This window comes from Amycolatopsis sp. NPDC004378, assembly GCF_053602455.1.
This window is the reverse complement of record NZ_JBSGDR010000001.1, coordinates 1,380,991-1,395,572: the sequence shown is the minus strand read 5'-3', so window position 1 is coordinate 1,395,572 and position 14,582 is coordinate 1,380,991. Positions and strand designations below refer to the sequence as shown.

At 72.0% G+C, this 14,582-nt stretch carries 13 protein-coding genes and 1 pseudogene; 7 read left to right on the top strand and 7 right to left on the bottom strand.

The window, feature by feature from the left end; genetic code table 11:
- Positions 1-13 precede the first annotated feature (13 nt).
- Complete coding sequence (locus ACWEN0_RS06860; RefSeq protein ID WP_451969577.1) at positions 14-652, bottom strand: VC0807 family protein; 639 nt, start codon at positions 650-652, stop codon at positions 14-16.
- A gap of 80 nt (positions 653-732) precedes the next feature.
- Entirely contained in the window at positions 733-1,872 is a 1,140-nt protein-coding gene (gene dusB / locus ACWEN0_RS06855) for a tRNA dihydrouridine synthase DusB (protein WP_451969575.1), read from the bottom strand.
- Positions 1,873-1,952: 80 nt separating this feature from the next.
- Between dusB and ACWEN0_RS06850 the strand changes: the two genes are divergently transcribed.
- From ACWEN0_RS06850 to ACWEN0_RS06840, 3 genes are all read left to right on the top strand, one after another.
- Entirely contained in the window at positions 1,953-2,915 is a 963-nt protein-coding gene (locus ACWEN0_RS06850; protein ID WP_451969574.1) for a Gfo/Idh/MocA family protein, read from the top strand.
- A 45-nt stretch (positions 2,916-2,960) separates the two neighbouring features.
- Positions 2,961-4,727: a DUF2339 domain-containing protein gene (locus tag ACWEN0_RS06845; RefSeq protein ID WP_451969572.1), complete on the top strand. Its 1,767-nt coding sequence runs from the start codon at positions 2,961-2,963 to the stop codon at positions 4,725-4,727.
- A 67-nt stretch (positions 4,728-4,794) separates the two neighbouring features.
- Positions 4,795-5,187, top strand: a complete 393-nt coding sequence (locus tag ACWEN0_RS06840) for a pyridoxamine 5'-phosphate oxidase family protein (protein ID WP_451969570.1) — start codon at positions 4,795-4,797, stop codon at positions 5,185-5,187.
- Positions 5,188-5,189: 2 nt separating this feature from the next.
- On the opposite strand, the gene ACWEN0_RS06835 is transcribed toward ACWEN0_RS06840, so the two are convergent.
- Complete coding sequence (locus ACWEN0_RS06835; RefSeq protein WP_451969568.1) at positions 5,190-5,804, bottom strand: N-acetyltransferase family protein; 615 nt, start codon at positions 5,802-5,804, stop codon at positions 5,190-5,192.
- A 115-nt stretch (positions 5,805-5,919) separates the two neighbouring features.
- Here ACWEN0_RS06835 and ACWEN0_RS06830 point away from each other — a divergent pair, with 115 nt between their 5' ends.
- Positions 5,920-6,876, top strand: coding sequence for a helix-turn-helix transcriptional regulator (locus ACWEN0_RS06830; RefSeq protein WP_451969566.1), 957 nt, complete (start codon positions 5,920-5,922; stop codon positions 6,874-6,876).
- A gap of 29 nt (positions 6,877-6,905) precedes the next feature.
- Positions 6,906-7,391, top strand: coding sequence for a DUF6328 family protein (locus ACWEN0_RS06825; protein ID WP_451969564.1), 486 nt, complete (start codon positions 6,906-6,908; stop codon positions 7,389-7,391).
- Here ACWEN0_RS06825 and ACWEN0_RS06820 read toward each other — a convergent pair.
- Positions 7,367-7,750, bottom strand: a complete 384-nt coding sequence (locus ACWEN0_RS06820) for a VOC family protein (protein WP_451969562.1) — start codon at positions 7,748-7,750, stop codon at positions 7,367-7,369. The genes ACWEN0_RS06825 and ACWEN0_RS06820 overlap by 25 nt on opposite strands.
- Before the next feature lie 640 nt (positions 7,751-8,390).
- Here ACWEN0_RS06820 and ACWEN0_RS06815 point away from each other — a divergent pair.
- Both ACWEN0_RS06815 and helR read left to right on the top strand, forming a co-directional pair.
- Positions 8,391-8,549, top strand: a complete 159-nt coding sequence (locus ACWEN0_RS06815) for a hypothetical protein (protein WP_451969561.1) — start codon at positions 8,391-8,393, stop codon at positions 8,547-8,549.
- A 101-nt stretch (positions 8,550-8,650) separates the two neighbouring features.
- Positions 8,651-10,854 (top strand): annotated as a pseudogene (gene helR, locus ACWEN0_RS06810) (RNA polymerase recycling motor ATPase HelR).
- Positions 10,855-10,895: 41 nt separating this feature from the next.
- On the opposite strand, the gene ACWEN0_RS06805 reads toward helR, so the two are convergent.
- From ACWEN0_RS06805 to ACWEN0_RS06795, 3 genes are all read right to left on the bottom strand, one after another.
- Positions 10,896-11,372 (bottom strand): Lrp/AsnC family transcriptional regulator, encoded by a 477-nt coding sequence (locus tag ACWEN0_RS06805; RefSeq protein WP_451969559.1) that lies wholly within the window; start codon positions 11,370-11,372, stop codon positions 10,896-10,898.
- Positions 11,373-11,711: 339 nt separating this feature from the next.
- Positions 11,712-13,055, bottom strand: a complete 1,344-nt coding sequence (gene lysA, locus ACWEN0_RS06800) for a diaminopimelate decarboxylase (protein WP_451969558.1) — start codon at positions 13,053-13,055, stop codon at positions 11,712-11,714.
- Positions 13,056-13,423: 368 nt separating this feature from the next.
- A complete protein-coding gene (locus tag ACWEN0_RS06795) occupies positions 13,424-14,437 on the bottom strand; it encodes a fatty acid desaturase family protein (protein ID WP_451969557.1) in 1,014 nt (337 codons plus the stop codon).
- Between the last annotated feature and the right edge of the window lie 145 nt (positions 14,438-14,582).

The window sequence follows — 14,582 nt, the reverse complement described above, 5'->3', positions numbered from 1 at the left end:
GGGTTTCCGCAGGTCAAGCGGCGACGAGCTCGTTGACGTCGGCCTCGATCATCTTGCCGGCCTGCTCGGCGGTCTTCCCGCCGACGACCATCATCGCCGCGAACGCGCCCACGAAGATGACGGTGCTCAGCCAGACCATGGTTTCGATGGGCAGCGTGAAGGCCCCGACGATGCGAGCGGCGGACTCGAGCACGAAGCCGACGCCCCAGATGACGCTGGTCCGGCGCATGATCACCTGGAACCTCGGCGTGCCGGCGAGGCGGTCCCACGCGGCTTCGTTCTCGGCCTTGCCGCGGGTCAGGAACGGCTGGATCGTCTTGGTCATGATCGGCGCCGCGGTGAACGCGGAGGCGAGGATGACGAGCCCGGTGATGCCGCTGCCGAGCGAGTCCTTGGCGATCATCATGCGGGCGTCCCCGGAGACGAAGGTCAGCAGCATGCCGACGACGTTCGTGACCAGGACGACCAGCGCGAGGCCGTTGAGGGTCCGGTGCTTGGCGAACTGCTGGAGCGTCCGCGCGAGCGGGACGACGCCGCTGAGGGCGAGCGAGAGGAAGACGCTCGCACCGAGCGCGTGGAGCCCGTAGTAGACCCCGATCGGGACGGCGATGTCGATGGCGAGGGACTTGAGCGGAGATCCGTTGTTCGTCATGGGAAAAGCTTGTCGCGGCAGGACTTCCGGGACGGATGCCGTTCGCCACGACTTGGACCTGACAGATGTCACGGCCGGGCTCAGCCGCCGGAGTGCATGTCTTCCGCTTCGGGGACGCAGTCGTCGTCCGGGTCGTCCAGCCAGCCGTGCGGCAGCGTGACCTTGCCCGGCGAGCCCTGCCGGCCGCGGGGACCGGTCGCCGCCTCGGGGAAGGGGGCGTCGTGGTCGAGACGGGCGATCAGGTCGTCCAGCTGGTCCATGCTCGAGAGCATCGCGAAACCGCGGCGCAGCTCGGAACCCACCGGGAAGCCCATCAGGTACCAGGCCATGTGCTTGCGGATGTCGCGCATGGCCTTGTCGTGGCCGTCGTGCTCGATCAGCAGCTCGGTGTGGCGGCGGAGGACCTTCGCGACTTCGCCGAGATTCGGCGGGGTCGGCTGGGGCCGGCCCGCGAAGGCGGCTTCCAGCTCGCCGAACAGCCACGGGCGGCCGAGGCAGCCGCGGCCGACGACGACGCCGTCGCAGCCCGTCTCCGCCACCATGCGCAGCGCGTCGTCCGCCGTGAAGATGTCGCCGTTGCCCAGCACCGGAATGCTGGTCACGGCCTCCTTCAGCGCGGCGATCTTGGTCCAGTCGGCCTGGCCCGAGTAGCGCTGCGCGGCCGTGCGCGCGTGCAGGCTGACCGCCGCCGCGCCCTCGGCCTCGGCGATGCGGCCGGCGTCGAGGAACGTGCGGTGGTCGTCGTCGATGCCGATGCGGAACTTCACCGTGAACGGCACGTCCCCGGCCGCCTTCGCGGACTCCCGGACGATCGCCTGGAACAGCTTCCGCTTGAACGGCAGCGCCGCCCCGCCGCCCTTCCGCGTCACCTTCGCGACCGGGCAGCCGAAGTTGGAGTCGACGTGGTCGGCGAGGCCTTCGCCGACGATGATGCGGACGGCTTCGGCCATGGTCTTGGGGTCGACGCCGTAGAGCTGCATGGAGCGGGGCTTTTCGTGGGCCCCGAAGGTCATCATGTGCAGGGTCCCGGGGTGCCGTTCGACGACGGCGCGGGCGGTGATCATTTCGCACACGTAGATGCCGGCGCCGTACTCCTGGCACAGCTGCCGGAAGGCGACGTTGGTGATGCCGGCCATCGGAGCGAGCACCACGGGCGGATCGACCTGGTAGGGGCCGATCTTCAGGGCGGGCTTGCTCAGGGTGGCGGTCACGTCCTCCATTGTCGCTTGTGGTGTCGATCACGTCGAGGAGGGGCGGTCCGGCCGCGCTTTCGCCGTCGGCGTGAGCCTAGGTTGGAGGTATGACCGACAAGCCTCTGCGCTGGGGAATCATGGGCACCGGCGGGATCGCCGGCGCCTTCGCGGACGACCTGGAGCTCACCGGCTCCGGCGTAGTCGCCGCCGTCGGGTCTCGCAAGGTCGACAGCGCCGACGTGTTCGCCGGAAAGCACGGGATCCCCACCCGGCACGGCAGTTACGAGGCCCTCGCCGCCGATCCGGACGTCGACGTCGTCTACGTCGCCACCCCGCACCCCCTGCACCACGCCAACGCGAGGCTCGCGCTCGAGGCAGGCAAGCCCGTGCTGGTCGAGAAGCCCTTCACGATGAACGCCGAGGAGGCTCGGGACCTCGTCGCCCTCGCACGGGAGCGGGACCTCTTCCTCATGGAAGCCATGTGGACGCGCTTCCTGCCCCACATCCGGCACGTCCGCGAGCTGCTGCCGAGCCTCGGCGACGTCGTCACCGTCAGCGCCGACCACGGGCAGTGGTTCGCCGAGGACCCCGGCTTCCGGCTGTTCGCCCCGGAACTGGGCGGTGGCGCCCTCCTGGACCTGGGGATCTACCCCGTCTCGTTCGCGTCGATGGTGCTGGGGACGCCCGAGCGCGTCGCCGCCATGGCGACGCCCGCCTTCACCGGGGTCGACGCGCAGATGTCGATGCTCTTCGGCTACGCGAGCGGGGCGCAGGCCGTGCTGACCTGCACGTTGAGCGCCGCTTCGCCGACCACGGCGTCGATCGTCGGCACCGAAGCGCGGATCGAGATCGAAGGGCCGTTCTACGCGCCCGCGTCGTTCACGCTCATCCGGCGTGCCGGGGAGCGGACGCGTTACGAGTACGTCGACGAGGGCCGCGGCCTGCGGCACCAAGCCGACGAAGTCGCGCGACGGCTGGCCGCCGGCGAGACCGAGAGCCCGCTCATGCCGCTCGACGAGACCGTCTCGATCATGACGACCGTGGACCGGGTACTCAGCGCGGTTGAGTAGTGCTACGGATCCGCTGGCGGCCCCTTGTGGGTGATTCTGTCCGGTATGACCACCGAAGCAGATGTGCTCCTCCGGCTCGCCGGCGAGATCGACGACCTGGGGCGTCGTCTCGCCGTGGTGGGTACCGAACTGCGGACCGTCCAGGCCGGACAGCCGCAGCAGGCACCGCAGCAGCAGCCGCAACCGCAGCCGATGCCGCCGCCGCAGCAGCCGTGGCCGCAGTACCAGTGGCAGCCGCCGCCCCAGCCGCAGTACTTCCCGCCGCAACCGCCCTACCGGCCCGTGCCGCGCCCGACGCTCGGCGAGAAGCTCGGCAAGGAAGGCGCGGGCAGCCGCGTCCTGGCGTGGGTCGGCGGGGCCGTGACGCTGCTCGGCGTCGTCCTGCTGCTCGTGCTGGCCGTCCAGCGCGGGTGGCTCGGGCCGCTGCCGCGGGTGCTCGTCGGCGCCGCGTTCGGGCTGGCGCTGACCGGCGTCGGCGTCTGGCTGCACCGCAAGCCCGCGGGCCGCACCGGGGCCTTCGCGCTGGCCGCCACCGGCATCGCGACGCTCTACCTGGACGCCGTCGCCGCGACCACGTTGTACGACTTCCTCCCGGTGCTCGCCGGGCTCGCGGTGGGCCTGGCGGTCGCCGTCGGCGGGCTGCTCGTGGCCGTGCGGTGGGAGTCGCCGCTGCTGGCCTCGGCCGTCGTCGTCGGCTGCGTCGTCTGCGCGCCGGTGCTCACCCGCGGGTTCACGCCCGAGCTCGTCACGTTCCTGCTCATGGTCCAGCTCGCGACGGCACCGGTGCAGCTGCGCCGCGACTGGTCGTCCCTCACCCTCGCCGCCGGCGTCCCGCCGCTCGTCGCTTCCGTGCTCAGCACCGCGGTCGACGGCGGTGGCTGGGCCAACACCGGCGCGGCGCTGGGCACCGGGCTCCTGGGGGTCGCCCTCGCGCTGATCGTGGTGCTCCGCCGCGAAACCGACGCCGCCGCGTTGACGCTGCTCGCGGCTTCGGTCGTCCCGGTGCTCGTCGCGGTGCTGCCGCTGCCCAAGACCCAGGCGGTGCCGGTCGCGGCCGGCGCCGGCGTCGTCCTGCTGGGCGTGTGGGCGACGCGTGCCTGGTGGCCGGGCCCCGCGGGGTCGCTGGCCGGGCTCGCCGGGCTGCTGGCGATCCTGCAGGCGACGGTCACCCAGTTCGACGGCCCGGCACGCGCCGCGGTGCTGCTGACCGAGGCGCTGCTGCTCGTCGCGGCCGCGCTGGGCGCGCGCAACCGGCCCGCGTTGGGCGCCGCCCTCGGGTTCGCCGCGATCGGCGGCCTGGTCGGCGTGGCCTTCGACGTCACGCCCGCCCTGCTGGCGGTGTACCGGAACCGGCCGGCGGGTGACGTCGTCGGAGCGCTCGCGGTCGCCACGCTGATCCTCGCGATTTCGATCGCCCTGCCGTGGGCGGCGGCGCGGCTGGAGGTCTTCCGCGGCCCGGCCCACGACCTGCCGGTGTGGCTGCTGGCCGGCTTCGCGGCGCTGTACGGCGCCGCGGGGGTCGTGCTGTGCGGATCGCTGCTGGCGGTCCCGGACCGCACGGGATTCCTCCTCGGCCACGCGCTGATCACCGTGTCCTGGACGATCGCGGCGCTCGTGCTGCTGCTGCGCGGCATCGAGGTCGTCGGGCTCCGCGTGACCGGGCTGGTGCTGGTCGGCGCGGCCGTGCTCAAGCTGGTGCTGTTCGACCTCTCGGCTCTGGACGGCCTGGCGCGTGTGGGCGCGTTCCTCGGCGCGGGGCTGGTGCTGCTCGTCGCCGGGACGCGGTACGCGCGAGCCGTCGCCTCGCGCTGACGCGGGAAGAATTGTCGGACCCCTGTGGTTACCTGGATCACAACCCGACGACCAGGGGGTAGGACCGATGGCGACACCGAAACTCACCGACCGCGCCGCGGAGCACATCGGCTGGCTGACCACAGTCACGCCGAAGGGCAGGCCCGCGCCGCGGCCGGTGTGGTTCGTGCTCGAGGGCGACGACATCGTGGTGTTCAGCCAGCCCGGCACCGCGAAGCTCAAGCACCTCGAGGCGAACCCCGCGGTGAGCTTTCACTTGAACAGCAACGAAGGCGGCGGCGCGATCCTCGTCGTCAACGGCACTGCGCACGTCGAAGAGGGCAAGGCGTCCGAAGCGCCCGGGTACCTCGACAAGTACGGCTCTTCCTACAGCGCCATCGGTTTCGCGACACCGGAGGCGTTCGACGCCTCGTACTCCGTCCGCATCCGCGTGGTGCCCGAGCGCTCCTGGGGGTTCTGAGGTCAGTACACAGCAGACAGTTCGACACGCATGACCACGCGCCGCGGGGTCGGGTGGCCGACCTCGGCGAACCCGGCGTCGGCGAACACCTGACGGGCCCCCACGTGGAGCTCGCCCCAGGTGATCTCCTTGCCCGGCTCGGTGATCATCGGGTACGCCTCGAGCGCGCGCGCACCGCGTTCGCGGGCGAAGGCGATGGTCGCGCGGGCGAGCGGGTAGGTGAGGCCACGGCCGCGGTAGCCCTTGCGGACGGTGAAGCACGTGACCGCCCAGACGCCGTCGTCGTCCTTGTCCTCGGTGCGGCCGGTCCACGGGACGCGCGTGCCGCGCAGCTTGGGGTACGCGGTTCGAGGCTCGACGGCGACCCAGCCGGCGGGCTCGCCGCCGACGTACGCGACGAGCCCGCTCGTGGTGGCGCCCGGGGTGCCGCAGGCGGTCTGGGCGCGCAGAGACGCGGTGCGTTCCTCCTGCGTGGAGTCGCGCCAGATCCAGCCGGGGACCTTGAACCGCTGGCATTGGCAGCGGGCCGGGTAGCCGGCGGTGCCGAAGATCGCGGCGATGTCGTCCCAGGACGCCTCGTTGGCGGGGACGACGGTGACGTTCTCGGCCGCCGTCATGCGCCGGTTGTGCCGGGTGAAACAGCCCGGCTGAGCGGCGTCGCGTCTGCGTCGGTCATGGCTGGGGAGCCTAGGCTGCATTCCGGACGATCCACTTCCGGAACCGGGGATTCCCATGGCGGACGACACCAGCCCGACGGCGCGGGCCCTGCGCACCCTCGAACTGCTGCAGGCCGGCCCGGGCAGCACCGCCGGGCGGCTCGCCGCCGAGCTCGGCGTCTCCGAGCGGGCCGCGCGGCGCTACGTCGGCATCCTGCGTGAGGCCGGCATCCCGGTCGTGTCCGCGCGCGGTCCCTACGGCGGCTACCGCGTCGGGCGCGGCCTGCGGCTCCCGCCGCTGACGTTCACCCCGGCCGAGGCGCTCGGTCTGGTCATGGCGGTGCTCGACGGCCACCACGAGGCCGGTGACCCCGGTACGCTGGTCGGCCGCGCGCTCGGCAAGCTCGTCCAGGCGCTGCCGGAGCCCGTCGCCGCGCAGGCCGAGGCCGTGCGCCGGACCGCCGCGCCCGCGCCGGACGCCGCCGCGGTGCGGCCCGATCCCGACACGACCGCGGCCCTCGTGCACGCCTGCGCCCACCACCGCCGCACCGGCCTCGGCTACCGCTCCGAAGCCGGCTCGGAGTGGGTCCGGGACGTCGACCCGTGGGCGGTCGTCGTGCGCCACGGCCGCTGGTACCTGCTCTGCCGCACCCACCCGGAGGGCGCGCGGCGGGCGTACCGGATCGACCGGGTCCGCGGTGTCGAACTCCGGGCCGAAACCTTCGACCCGCCCGCCGACCTCGACCCGGTCGCCGCGGTCGAGGAGCACCTCGCCGCCGGGTGGGAGTACGAAACCGAGGTCGTCATCGACGCGCCCCTCGACGTGGTGAGCCGCTGCCTGCCACGCGCTGTCGGGACGCTCGAGCCCGTCGGCGCCGGGACGACCCTCCTGCGCGGCAGCACCAGCAATCCCGCGTGGTACGCCGAGCAGCTCGCGAAGCTCCCGGCGGCGTACCGGATCGCCGGGTGCCCCGAACTCCGGCAGGCCGCGCGGGTCCTCGGGCAGCGGCTGCTGGCGGCCGCCGGCCGGTGAACCCGGAGGAGTCCACGTATCGTTTTTCCGTGGCGGAACACACCGGCGAAACCCGCAACGCGCAGCTGCAGCGCAACATCGGCGAGCTGCTGCAGGAGCTGCGCGTCGCGCAGGCCGGCGTGCAGATCCTCTTCGGCTTCCTGCTGTCGGTCGTGTTCACCGACCGCTTCCACGACGCCAGCGGGTTCGAGAAGGCCCTCCACCTGTCCGCCGTGGTGCTCGCCGTGGCCGCGACGGCGCTGCTGACCGCGCCCGCCGCGTGGCACCGGCTGCTGTTCCGCACGGGCAGCCGGGAGCGGATCCTGACCGTCGGCAACCGGCTGGTGCTGGTCGGGCTGGTCTGCCTCGCCCTGGCCATCACGTCGACCGTCGCGCTGATCGCGAAGGTGGTCTACGGCGGGATCGCGATGACGATCATGACCGTGCTGTGCGTCCTGCTCTTCGGGGTCCTCTGGTTCGCGATGGCGTCCCGGCTGAACCCGGAGGAGGGTCAGCCGACCGGTCCGCCCAGGTAGAGCGTGTCCTCCTGGACGAAGCAGAGCGGGTTGCCGAACGGATCGTCCGCGTAGAAGGACCGTTCGCCCCAGAACTGGGTTTCGATCGCCTCGTCGACCCAGCGCGGCCCGGCCGCGCCCACCCGGCGGAACGTCTCCTCGACGTCCTCGACCGCGAGGTAGACGATCCGCGGGTCCCGCCGCGGCCGCGGCTCACGGTGCTCCAGCGGCGCCTCGACGCACGCGAGCACGACGTCGCCGCAGGTGAAGTAGTGCCGGTTGACCGCGATCCGTTCGCCGGCAAGCCCGAGGACGGCGGCGTAGAAGGTGGCCGCGACCTCGATGTCGTCGACGGGCTGGATCAGCCGGAAGACCCGCATGCGCGCACAGTACCGCTGTTCAACCCGCGTTCGGCAGCCGTTGCACCTCTCGCCGGACCTCCTCCTCGGTGCGGGCGCCGCCGGACCTTCCTCCTGCCGGTGCCCCGGCCGCCCAAGCCCAAGCGCAGGGCTTCCCCGCCCGGGCCCCGAAGATCCGGCGCCGACGACAACGTTGTCTTCCTCGCTCACCTCGGCGATCTCACGCAGAACGGCCGCGCGGACGAGTTCGCCCGCATCGACCGCCGGCCGAAGGCCGCCAGTCGAGGGCGAGCAGAAGCTATTCGCGGCCGCCGCCGCGGAACACTGGTGTGGGCCGACGAGAACGCCGGGGCGCAGTGGAAGCACATGGTGCCGGGAACGGTCGCGTACTGGCGCTTCGAAGGCGGTCAGGACGGCAAGCCGGTGCCGGACGACGTCGTCGTGCGCGACCGGACCGGCCGCGGCAACGACCTCAGGCGCGTCACGGCTCCCGGCAGCGGACCGGAGCCGGGGCGCCTACCTGCGCACCGTCGATGCGGCGCCGAGCAACGGGCTGAAGTTCGAGCGCGGCTACACCGTCGAGGCGTTCTTCCGGCTGCCGGCGGACTTCAAGGACGGCCACCACGGCTGGCGCGGGCTGTTCGCCCGGCAGGGCAGCGGCGTGGCCCTGGGCAAGACCGGCGACGACCCGCGGGAATCGGCCGCCACACTGTCCCTTTCTTCGTACGCGGGAAAGGTGGACCGGAGTTTCGGCGGGCTGCTGGGTGACGTGCAAGTGGCCGACCGGCCGCTGAACCCGCGCGAATTCACGCTGGGCTGACGGTCTTGACAGCGGGTGGACAATAAAAAATCGACGTGCTCTCCACAAGAAACAGGAGAATCCGTCGAATGTGCCATTAGTCTAACCGCTGTGAGGGGAACTTGTCAAACCAGGGGTACGACGAGGAATTGCGGGAAGAACGGGCCTACGTCGCCGGGCTGTACGAGCGGCTCGACCGCGAGCGCGCGGTGGCGCGGGCCCGGTTCCGCGGCGCGCTCGGGGATTCCGGCGCCGCGCTCGGGAACGGGACGACGACGTGCGGTTCCGGTCGCGGGAGGCGGCCCGGCTGGACGTCGCCGACAACGGGCTCTGCTTCGGCAGGCTCGACGCCGTTTCCGGGGAAACCAGCTACATCGGCCGGATCGGGCTCTTCGACGCCGAAAACGACTACGAACCGTTCCTGCTGGATTGGCGGGCGCCGGCGGCGCGGCCGTTCTACGTCGCCACCGCGGCGACGCCGGAAAACATGCGCCGCCGCCGTCAGTTCCGGACGTCGGGGCGGCGGATCGTCGATTTCACGGATGAGGTGCTCGGCCGTCCGGGCGACCACGAGCGCGGCGACGCGGCGCTGCTCGCCGCGATCAGCGCTCCGCGTGGCCGGGGCATGCGGGACATCGTCGCGACGATCCAGGCCGAGCAGGACGAGATCATCCGCCTCGGGCATTCGGGCGTCCTGGTCGTCGAAGGCGGGCCCGGCACCGGGAAGACCGCCGTCGCGCTGCACCGGGTGGCCTACCTGCTCTACACCCGGCGCGAACGGATGTCGCGCAGCGGCGTGCTCGTGGTCGGGCCGAGCCCGCTGTTCCTCGACCACATCGGCCGGGTGCTGCCTTCGCTCGGTGAATCGGACGTCGTCTTCCTGACCACCGGCGACCTCGTGCCCGGCCTGCGCGTCACCGCCGAAGACGCACCGAAGGTCGCGAAGCTCAAGGGGTCGCTGAAGATCCTCGACGTGCTGGCGGCCGCGGTCGCCGACCGGCAGGCCGTGCCGGCCGAGCCGGTGCGCGTCGAACTGGCCGACGTCACCGTGCCCCTCGACGCCGGCGTCGCGGGCGAGGCCCGGCTCGAAGCACGCCGGTCGGGCCTGCCGCACAACGAGGCCCGCGCAGTCTTCCGCGAGCACGTCACTGCGGCCGTCGCCGACCGGGCCGTGACGAAGATCGGTGAAGGCTGGCTGACCCGGGAGGACCGCGGCGCGTGGGCCGACCTGCGCGCCGACGTCCTCGACGAACTGGCGGAGCACGAAGGGTTCGACGCCGCGCTCGGCGAGCTGTGGCCCGAGCTGACGCCGGAGACCTTGCTGGCCTCGCTGTACACGTCGCCGCACCGGCTCGAAGCGGCCGGCGCCGATCCGGCGTTGTTCCGCGCGGACGGCGCGGCCTGGACGGTGTCCGACGTGCCGTTGCTCGACGAGCTGGCCGACCTGCTCGGCCGGGACGACTCCGCCGAACGCGCCGCCGCGCGCCGCCGGACGGCGGAGGACGAGGAGTACGCCGCCGGGGTCATGGACCTCATCAAGCTGGACCGCGAGGAACTGGACGAAGACGTCATGCTCGGCGCGGAGAACCTGCTCGGCGCCGGCGAACTGGCCGGGCGGTTCGTCGAGAGCGACACCCGTGACCTCGCCGAACGCGCGGCCGCCGACCGCGACTGGACGTACGGGCACGTCGTCGTCGACGAAGCGCAGGAACTGTCCGAAATGGACTGGCGGGTGCTGATGCGGCGGTGCCCGAGCCGCTCGTTCACGATCGTCGGCGACCTCGCGCAGCGGCGCGGCGCGGCCGGCGCGACGGCGTGGGGGCCGATGCTCGAGCGGTACGTCGGCGACCGGTGGGTGTACCGCGAGCTGACCGTGAACTACCGGACCCCGGCGGAGATCATGACCGTCGCCGGGGCGCTGCTGGCGGAGTTCGCGCCGGGCGTCCGGCCGCCGGAATCGGTGCGCGCGTGCGGAGTACGGCCGTGGGCCAGGCGAATTGCGGACGGCGATGTGCAGGAGGCCATCGGCGACTTCGTCCGCGACGAGGCCGGGCGCGAAGGCACCAGCGTCGTCATCGGCCCGCCCGGCGTGCCGGGCGCGGTCACGCCGTCGGCGGTCAAGGGCCTGGAGTTCGACGCCGTCCTGGTCGTCGAGCCGGAGCGGATCCTGGCGGGAGGCGCGCGCGGCGCGGCCGAGCTCTACGTCGCGCTCACCCGCGCCACGCAACGCCTCGGGGTGCTGCACCGGGATCCGCTGCCGGCGGCGCTGTCCGGGCTCGCCGAAGCGGGCGCGCCGGCGCGGGCCGGGTACCGGCGGTTCCTGTAGCCGGTCGGGGATGGCGGGTGGGGAGCCGTCATCCCCGGCGGTCACGCCGTGAGCCGGCCCCAGGCGTAGTTCTGCTTGGCCAGCTTCAGGTAGACGAACAGCTCGGTCCCGGAGACGCCCTCGATCTTGCGGATCTCCTCGCCGAGGACTTCGAGCATGTGATCGTCGTCCCGGCAGACGAGCTCGGCCAGCAAGTCGTACCGCCCGGCGCACAACACGACGTAGTGCACGTTGGGCAGGTCCGACAATCTGTCGGCGACCTCGCGGGGATCAGCGCCGTCGACGCTGATCCCGACCATCGCCTGCCTCGTCAGATCGACGTTGGCCGGGTCGGTCACCGCCACGATCTGCATGAGGTCGTCGCGCAGCAACCGTTGCACGCGCTGGCGGACGGCTCCCTCCGAGAGCCCGACCGCCTTCGCGAGCGCGGTGAACGACGCGCGGCCGTCCTGCTGCAGCAGGGCGATCAGCGATCTGTCCGTGTTGTCCAGTCCGCGCGCTCGTGAATCGTCACCCATGCCGGCCCTCCCTGTGTTTCGGCATGTGATTTGTCAAGTGCGCAGCGTATCGAGACCTGCCGAGAAAGCGAGACCCCAGCGCGAGCTTCACGCGATCCGGCGCCGATTGTGCCGTCAGCCGAGGATTCGGTGGCGCGGAGGGAAAATCACAAGGCATTCCGAGGCGGTTCACGGGCGGATCTGCGGCCCCGCGCACAGCGGGCGCGCTCACCCGGCCCGGACGACCGCGCAGTGGGGCCCGGTGTTCGGCCGACCCGCGGGTCGGACTACGCCATCGGCAGCAGTCCGCGGCCGGGGTGCCCGGTTGCCGTGGCACCATCCACATCGGACTCGCCGTGGTCAGCCCAGGTCGCGGCGGCTGAGGTCCTCCTCCGTCTCCCGGCGCACCAGCAGCGTCGCGACGCCGTCCTTCACGCCGACCAGCGGTGGCCGGCCGACCTGGTTGTAGTTCGACGCCAGCGAGTGGTGGTACGCGCCGGTGCAGGGCACGGCCAGCAGGTCGCCGGCGCGCAGGTCACCGGGCAGGAGGAGGCCGTCGGCGAGGACGTCGCCCGACTCGCAGTGCCGGCCCACGACGGTCATCGGGACGCGCTTCTCCCGGGAGCGGCGCCCGACGAGGCGCGTCGTGTAGCGGGCACCGTAGAGCGACGGCCGCGCGTTGTCGCTCATGCCGCCGTCGACCGCGACGAATGTGCGGGTGCCGCGCTTGACCGCGCACACGCGGTACACGGTGATCCCGGCCGGCCCGACGATGGCGCGGCCCGGCTCGATCGTCAGCCGCGGCACCGGAAAGCCGTGCGCCGCGCATTCGTAGCCGAGGGCCACGCGCAGCCGTCGCGAGTAGCCGCCGAGGTCGAACGCGGGCTCGCCGCCGACGTACGGCACCGCGTGCCCGCCGCCGAGGTCGAGCTCTCGCAGCGTGAGGCCGTGGGTGTCGCGGATCCGGACCAGCACCTCGGCCATCCGTCGTGCGGCGGCTTCGTACCGGTCGACGCGCGAGACCTGCGAGCCGATGTGGCAGTGCAGCCCGGCCAGCCGCAGGCCAGGCTGGCCCCGGACCGCGCGCACCGCCGCGTCGACGTTGTCCGGAACGCCGTCGAGCAGGGAAAACCCGAACTTCTGGCCCTCGGTGCCGGTACTGATGGCCGCGTGCGCCCCCGCCGCGACCCCCGGCGTCACCCGGATCATCACCTGCTGCGCGCCGGGGGTGAGCGCGCCGAGCTGCGCGATCTCGTCGAGCGAGTCGACGACGATCCGCCGGACGCCGTACTCGAGAGCGGCCTTCAGGTCTTCGGGCGTCTTCGCGTTGCCGTGCAGCAGCATCCGCTCCGCGGGGAAGCCGACTGAGCGCGCGACGGCGATCTCGCCCGCGGAGCACGTGTCGAGCGACAACCCCTCTTCGGCGACCCAGCGCAGTACAGAGCGCGTACACAGCGCCTTGCTCGCGTACGCGACTTCGACGTCCGGCAGCGCTTCGCGGTACTCGCGGGCGACGTCGCGTACCTGCTGTTCGTCGACGAAGTACGCCGGCGTCCCGAAGCGCGCGGCGAGGTGGCTGACCTTCGCGCCGGCGAAGAGGAGTTCGCCGTCTTCGCCGAGTCGGGTGCTTCGCGGCCAGACTCCTGGCTCGAGGTGATCGGCGGCTTCGCAGCCGAGGCTGGGAAGAAGCTCGCTGAGCGTCACGGGGTGCCTCCGGGCATCACGGCGGATCGGACTCCGTCAGGACACCGCCGCCGCCTTCGCCGCGCGTCCCCCGTGAATGCCGTCCTGACGCGTTTCCGTCGTCCGCTTACTCCGTATTGACGCGCGAGTAACTTCGGCCACACCCCGGTTGACCTGCGCGAAGCTAAATTTCCGGGGTCGCCGTCGTCACGCGGGGCATGGTTTGCAGGAGACGTTCCGCCGGACGCGTGCCACGGCGGTGGTGACGGACCTCCGCCACGACGGCCGGCTCCCCGCGTTCGGGTTCAACGCGCTGGAGGTTGTCGACGGCTGGTGGCCGAGGTGACGACGTTCGTCCCGGCGGTGTTCGCCGCGTTCGGGCGGGCGGACTAGGCCTTCGCCGTCCGGAGCGGCTCACCCACCTCGTGGAGGTGCTGCAGCACGTAGCCATACGAGCGGGCCCAGCCACACTGGGCGTAGGCGATGCCGTGCCGGGCGCAGAAGTCCCGGACGATCACCTGCGCGTGCCGGAGGTTCGGCCGGGCCATGCTCGGGAACAGGTGGTGCTCGATCTGGTAGTTCAGCCCGCCGAGCGCGAAGTCGACGACCCGGCCGCCGCGGATGTTGCGCGACGTCAGCACCTGCTTGCGCAGGAAGTCGAGCTCGTGGCCGGTCGACAGCATCTCCATGCCCTTGTGGTTGGGCGCGAACGAGCAGCCCATGTACAGGCCCCACAGGAACTGGTGCACGAGGATGAAGATGACGCCGGTCAGCGGCGAAAGCACGATGAACACGGCCGCGAGGTGGGCGATCAAGAGCGCGGACTCCAGTTTGCGGCGGCGAAGATCTTTGCGCAGCACCGCCTTCACGCTCGAGACGTGCAGGTTCAGGCCTTCGAGCAGTAGCAGCGGGAAGAACAGGAACGCCTGGTACTTCGCCACCCAGCGCAGGAACCCCCGCTTGCGCGAACTCTGCGCCCTGCTGAACGCGAGCGCGGCGATGTCGACGTCCGGGTCCTCGTCCTCGTGGTTCGGGTTGGCGTGGTGCCGCGCGTGCGTGCCGATCCACCAGCCGTAGCTCAGCCCAGTGAGTCCACCGTGGACGAACCCGGTGGCGTCGTTCGCGCGGCGGCTGCGGAAGATCTGCTTGTGCCCGGCGTCGTGCCCGACGAACGACAGCTGCGCGAACATCATCGCGAAGAACGCGGCGAGGAGCAGCTGCCACCACGAGTCGCCGAGGTAGGCGAAGGCGACCCAGCCGCCGCCGAACGCGGCGAGGTTGAGCCCGATCCGGACGGCGTAGTACCGCCGTCGGCGCCGCAGCAGTCCCGCGTCCTTGATGAGCCGCGAAAGCTCGGCGAAGTCGCTTCCGCGCGTGGTTTCCAAAGCCTGGAGCGAAGTCATGTCCGCCGTCCTGGTCAGCTGAAACGCTTGTCCAGCAACGGCTTCCGGTCATGACACGCCGGACCCGATCCGGGATAAGGGCCACTGGGGCCTGCCCGCGGGCTCGCTCCGCGGATGGCCCCAGGGTCTCACCCCGGCCGCCCGA

Bases quoted from the DNA above. Each gene is read 5' to 3' on its own strand.
- ACWEN0_RS06860 (WP_451969577.1), bottom strand. From the start codon at position 652: ATGACGAACAACGGATCTCCGCTCAAGTCCCTCGCCATCGACATCGCC.
- dusB (WP_451969575.1), bottom strand. From the start codon at position 1,872: ATGGAGGACGTGACCGCCACCCTGAGCAAGCCCGCCCTGAAGATCGGC.
- ACWEN0_RS06850 (WP_451969574.1), top strand. From the start codon at position 1,953: ATGACCGACAAGCCTCTGCGCTGGGGAATCATGGGCACCGGCGGGATC.
- ACWEN0_RS06845 (WP_451969572.1), top strand. From the start codon at position 2,961: ATGACCACCGAAGCAGATGTGCTCCTCCGGCTCGCCGGCGAGATCGAC.
- ACWEN0_RS06840 (WP_451969570.1), top strand. From the start codon at position 4,795: ATGGCGACACCGAAACTCACCGACCGCGCCGCGGAGCACATCGGCTGG.
- ACWEN0_RS06835 (WP_451969568.1), bottom strand. From the start codon at position 5,804: ATGACGGCGGCCGAGAACGTCACCGTCGTCCCCGCCAACGAGGCGTCC.
- ACWEN0_RS06830 (WP_451969566.1), top strand. From the start codon at position 5,920: ATGGCGGACGACACCAGCCCGACGGCGCGGGCCCTGCGCACCCTCGAA.
- ACWEN0_RS06820 (WP_451969562.1), bottom strand. From the start codon at position 7,750: ATGCGGGTCTTCCGGCTGATCCAGCCCGTCGACGACATCGAGGTCGCG.
- ACWEN0_RS06805 (WP_451969559.1), bottom strand. From the start codon at position 11,372: ATGGGTGACGATTCACGAGCGCGCGGACTGGACAACACGGACAGATCG.
- ACWEN0_RS06795 (WP_451969557.1), bottom strand. From the start codon at position 14,437: ATGACTTCGCTCCAGGCTTTGGAAACCACGCGCGGAAGCGACTTCGCC.